Source organism: [Lactobacillus] rogosae (assembly GCA_900112995.1).
Classification (GTDB): domain Bacteria; phylum Bacillota; class Clostridia; order Lachnospirales; family Lachnospiraceae; genus Lachnospira; species Lachnospira rogosae.
In genome coordinates this window covers 1-5091 of sequence record FONU01000042.1, presented here as the reverse complement: position 1 = coordinate 5091, position 5091 = coordinate 1, and the positions used below count along the sequence as shown (strand labels likewise).

Annotated in this window: 5 protein-coding genes and 1 pseudogene; all 6 read left to right on the top strand. The window is 36.2% G+C overall.

Translation table 11 applies throughout. The features are described 5' to 3' along the window. Window positions 1-2: 2 nt before the first annotated feature. The 6 genes and pseudogenes from BM157_RS13335 to fliD all read left to right on the top strand — a co-directional run bounded on the left by BM157_RS13335 (window position 3) and on the right by fliD (window position 5027). Window positions 3-176: a metalloprotease family protein gene (locus BM157_RS13335; protein WP_456361701.1), complete on the top strand. Its 174-nt coding sequence runs from the start codon at window positions 3-5 to the stop codon at window positions 174-176. Between the two features lie 269 nt (window positions 177-445). Further along, window positions 446-823: pseudogene (locus BM157_RS12685) on the top strand (hypothetical protein); the annotation flags it as partial. A 224-nt stretch (window positions 824-1047) separates the two neighbouring features. Then, window positions 1048-1761, top strand: a complete 714-nt coding sequence (locus BM157_RS12680; protein WP_090141446.1) for a LytR/AlgR family response regulator transcription factor — start codon at window positions 1048-1050, stop codon at window positions 1759-1761. Further along, window positions 1758-3128, top strand: coding sequence for a sensor histidine kinase (locus tag BM157_RS12675; RefSeq protein ID WP_090141444.1), 1371 nt, complete (start codon window positions 1758-1760; stop codon window positions 3126-3128). The genes BM157_RS12680 and BM157_RS12675 overlap by 4 nt, the downstream gene beginning before the upstream one ends. Before the next feature lie 345 nt (window positions 3129-3473). After that, entirely contained in the window at window positions 3474-4250 is a 777-nt protein-coding gene (locus tag BM157_RS12670) for a FlxA-like family protein (protein WP_090141448.1), read from the top strand. 21 nt (window positions 4251-4271) lie between these two features. Then, the gene (gene fliD, locus BM157_RS13145) at window positions 4272-5027 is read left to right on the top strand and encodes a flagellar filament capping protein FliD (protein ID WP_242858652.1); all 756 of its coding nucleotides are present in this window, start codon (window positions 4272-4274) and stop codon (window positions 5025-5027) included. The last annotated feature ends 64 nt before the right edge of the window (window positions 5028-5091 follow it).

Genomic DNA, 5091 nt, shown 5'->3' with positions numbered 1-5091 from the left:
TAATTCCCTATATTTTATTTTTGATATTTCCGCAATTTGTTGGATTGGGTTTATTTGGAATTATTTGTATTGGAATGGGGTTTGGGGATTACTTAAATATTTACAATGCAATAAAGCAAATGCCGAAAAATTCCAAAACATATTTATGTGGAATGCACTCATATTGGTACTTGTAGAAATGCCAAAATTCCAGTTTCATGTTGCTTTTAATAATTGAATATTGAATGATTTTACATAGCCGTTAAGGAGTAATTTTTGTTCCCTAGCGGCTTATTTTATTTTTCAAAGTAGTAGGTGAGAAAATTGAAAATTAGAAAGGTTGATGACAAACCGATGGTCATTCACACCAAGGAGAAAATCCCTTTCATGTGTATTCAAAAAAAGTTAAGGCAGGAAGTGGTCTAGAATATAGAGATATTTTTAAGCTGATTGGAGGAACAGAAGTATGCACATTGGTTCTGGTCTAAATACGGTATCTTCAATGTACCGACAACAAAAAGGCAATAATATGAAAGCCCCTGTATCTGCGGAAAATACATTTTATACGGCTGAAACACCAAAGGTATATCAGATATTCACAACAGATAATATGTTGTGGACAGGAGGTAATGGTACAGGTCTTTCTTATTGCCTTAAATATGCGGATGATTCGACGGATGAAAATCCAGTGGTGTTAGCGAAAGGTGTGGATGAAAACGGAAAAGAGTTTGAACAAAGAATTTATATCAATGACGTTGATCCATCAAATGCCACAGTAGTCGAAATGCGTGCATTGGAGGCACATTACAAAGTGGAGAAGCAGGGAGGTTTTACGTCTTTGCCAAGTCAGTAGTGCGTGAATAAACTGCTGACTTCTTTTTTTGATAGATACAGTCACTCCAAGGAGCGTGTGTCGGATAAAACAAATTAGCAGGAAGCAGATAAAGCGATATATGTGATATTCTATTTCACATCAAAAAAAGGTCTGTTCACAACATGGTGGCTAGCTATTTAAAGAACTTTTCCGATATAATAAATATAATTGTATGTAAGTAAGGAAGTGACAAGATGCAAATAGCAATCTGTGATGATGAAAAATCTATAGGATTGATATTAGAAGAAAAAATAAAGAAATTATTACCGGATGCAGTAATAGATAAATATTTATCTGGTGATGAATTGATTGCAAGTGGTTGTGAGCCGGATATTCTATTTTTAGATATTCAGATGCCAGGAATGGATGGAATGGAAACGGCAGGGATTCTGCGTCAGAAAAATGAAAGAATGGTATTGATATTTGTAACTGCTGTGGAGGAGTATGTTTTTCAGGCATTTGATGTTGCAGCATTTCATTATCTGGTGAAACCATTTTCAGATGAAAAATTTGAGGAAGTTGTGAAACGTGCAGTCAGAAGTATTGAAAAATATTCTGAAAATCAATCGGATGAAAAATACATGATGGTGCAGTCCGGAGGAAGCCATATGAAAGTGTTTTTGAAGGATATTGTGTATGCCGAGGTATATAATCGAAAAGTCATTATCCATACACGGGATACGAATATTGAATATTATGGAAAATTGCAGGAACTGAGTGAAATTGCGGGAGCAGATTTCTTTCGTACACACAGAGCCTACCTCGTACATTTCAAATATGTTAAGAAATATGATGCAAATTGTGTGACGATGGAAAATGGAACTGCATTGATTGCAAAACAGAATTATTCTGAGTTTGTAAAACAATATTTGAAATATAATCAGAGGAAAGGAAAAGAAATCGGATGAGTTTGGTAGAAAAATGCTGGATGGTTACATCGAAAATTTCTGTTATTGCACTCCTTATGATTACAGGAATCTATTTTGGAAAATTTGTTTGTCCCTATATAAAAAAGAAAAAAGGGGCTGTGGCAGTCAGTATTGTTTATATTACGATTATGCTTGTTTTATATATGATTCCGCCACAGATTGATAATTTTTCCGCATATCTGATTGGAGTTATAGCAGCGTTTCTTGCAATGTATGTAGAGGACAGAAGAAATATATATCAGAAAATATTTCTTGCAATTACGTTCTTTTCTATCCGATGGTTAACGGTTGCAATGGCAGGCAGACTTGATGATCTTGTTACAAAAGCACTTGTATTTCGGAATATGAGTGCAGAAAAAGTGTGGTTGCAATACGGACTATATGTTGGAACCAGAGTTTTGGATATTGTACTTTGTATTGCTTTTATTGCGGTTGCAATAGGACTGATCAATAAAGCGTATATATACAAAAAAGATGAAATGAGCGTCAAAGAGATGGTAATGCTTATTATACCTTCGCTTGTAGGCGTCACTGGGTATGGCATTTTACAATATTATCTCATGATATACGAAAGAGATACTGGAAAGAACTTGATTGATACATATGGATTTTATGGAGCTTTAAGCTTTTTACACTATCTGATTTCCATAGTCGCTATTCTTGTTGTGATTGTAATGTTCCAAAACTGGAAAGAGATGCAGGAAGAACAGCGGGGACAAGAGCTGGTATTAAATCAGATCAGTGACATGAAAAAGCATATTGGGGAAGTCGAAAAGTTGTATCGGGATATCCGCTCCATGCGCCATGATATGGGAAATCATATACAGACACTGGAACATCTCGTGGCACATAATAATATGGATGATGCTACAGAATACTTGGAACATCTGAAAAATGAATGGGACGAGGTATCTCCGGAAATAAAGACAGGAAGTCCGGTAATTGATGTCATTTTGATGGAAAAGCTGAGAGAAGCAAAAGAAAGGCAGATTCGGTTTCTGTCGGATTTTCATTATCCGCATAATACGAAGTTAAATGCATTTGATTTGAGTGTGATCATGAATAATGCCTTGAATAACTGTATGGAAAATGTAAGTGGAGATGATCCGTATATCAGTATTTCTTCTTTTCGGAAAAACAGTATCTTTATGATAACCATAAAAAACAGTTTTGGGGGTCAGCTTAATTTTGGTGATAGCGATTTGCCAGAAACAACCAAATCTGGGAGGGAACATAGAATTGGTTTGAATAACATTCGCCGGGTTGCCAGAATGTATATGGGAGATATATCTTTGGAGCAGGGAAATGAGGAAGTAATCCTTAGCATTATGATGCAGGTAGAATAAAGAAATAAATTGGCACTATGTATTTTGTAAATTACAGAAATTACAGAAATATGTAGTACTTTTTTTGCACAGGTAGCGATGAAAATATGTTGCTTGCAAACAATATTTGAGGAGCACTGCGACAGTCTGAAAAGCATTTTCAGACTGCTTCACAACGAAAAAAGGGCGGTTCACAACATCGCAGTTTATTGTGAAGAAAGATATGCCGAAAGAAAAAATAAAGAGAAATCATGTTATACAGATTTTCAGGAAACGGATTTCAGAGTATTAGCTCAAGGAGGTAAAATCCTCTGCTCCTGTATGGACAGTCGCATTTTGCTTCGCAAAACAAGGAGGATTAAAATGATGAAAATTAATGGATTTAACGGAACGAATACGCAGACAGGAGCAATGGGAATGGCACAGGCGAATGATTCTGTGAGTAAAAATATTCAGAATCAGATTGCAAATGCACAGCAGAAATTGCAGGACTTATCATCAAATGAAGAACTGTCATTAGAGGATAAGATGAAGAAACGTCAGGAGATACAACAGGAAATTACAAATCTCAATCAACAGTTAAGACAGCACCAGATTGAACAGAGAAAGGAACAGCAGAGTAAAAAATCATCTATGGATGATATGGTGGCTGGTACAAAAAATACATCTGCAAAGAAAGGAACAGGCTTGTCACAGGCAGGTATGCGGGCAATGATTTCCGCAGATTCATCTATGAAGCAAGCAAAAGTGCAGGGGAGTATGGCAACACAGATGGAAGGAAGAGCCGGTGTGCTTGAGTCTGAAATCAAGCAGGATGCTGGAAAAGGCAATACCGAAAAGAAAGAAGAAGAACTGGCAGATTTGCAGGCAAAAGCGCAGTCTGCAACAGCAGCACAGATGTCTTCACTTTCAGATGCAAATAAATCTATGGAAGAAGCAGCAAAGGCAGACAACCGTACAGATGCAGCAGAAACAAAGAAGGATCAAACGCAGAAAGCAGAGAATACACAGGAAAATGCAGATACGACAACAGATGCATCAGAGAATGCAGATGTCAAAATAGAAACAGCAGAAACAATAAAACATCCAGCATCAGAAAGTGGACAGTCGGTAGTATATACACCGATAGATATACGTTTATAGTTCGGAAAGGAGGCTGGTGTTATGTCAGAAATCAAAAGTTTTAGTGATTATACAAGTAAATATAACAGCAATGTAGATTTTTCAGCTTTGTTTAGTGGAACGTCAGATAGTTCATCAGTAGGCAATACAAATATGCTTTCTGATTATGCTGCAATCAAAAATGGAAGCTATGGAAAACTTATGAAAGCATATTATGCAAAACAGGATGCTGAAAAATTATCGGGAAAAGGTGATACTTCACAAAAACTTACCTTGATGAAAACAAGTGCAGATTCTCTGAAAAAATCAGCAGATGCTTTGAATGACTCATCTCTTTGGGAAAAAAAGAAAATAAAAAAGAAAGATGAAAAAACGGGGGAAGAGATTGAGGTAGAGGATTATGACTGGGATAAAATTACCAAGGCAGTAAAATCTTTTGTTGAAGATTATAATGATGTAGTTAAGGAAGCAGGAGAATCGAATACAAAGGATGTATTGCGAAATGCTTCGTGGATGACTGGAATGACAGACAAAAACAGTAATATGCTTGCCAAAATAGGTATTACCATAGGAAAAGGAAACAAGTTGGAATTAGATGAGGATGCTTTAAAGCAGGCAGATATCAGTTCGCTGAAAACGGTCTTTACAGGATATAATTCTTTTGTAAGCAAAATATCGCAGAAAGCAACTTGTATATCGAATGCTGCAAACCGGGCGAGTGCAACCTATACAAATAATGGTACGTACTCTAAGACGGATTCTTCTTTGACATCGAGCAAGATAGATAAAGAAGTATAGAAAGTGTGGACTAACTTAAGGAGGTTGCTATGAAAGTTCAAGGAAATAGGTATATTAATAATCC

Excerpts from the sequence above, each read along its gene's own strand:
- BM157_RS12680 (WP_090141446.1), top strand. The coding sequence starts at position 1,048 with ATGCAAATAGCAATCTGTGATGATGAAAAATCTATAGGATTGATATTA.
- BM157_RS12675 (WP_090141444.1), top strand. The coding sequence starts at position 1,758 with ATGAGTTTGGTAGAAAAATGCTGGATGGTTACATCGAAAATTTCTGTT.
- BM157_RS12670 (WP_090141448.1), top strand. The coding sequence starts at position 3,474 with ATGAAAATTAATGGATTTAACGGAACGAATACGCAGACAGGAGCAATG.
- fliD (WP_242858652.1), top strand. The coding sequence starts at position 4,272 with ATGTCAGAAATCAAAAGTTTTAGTGATTATACAAGTAAATATAACAGC.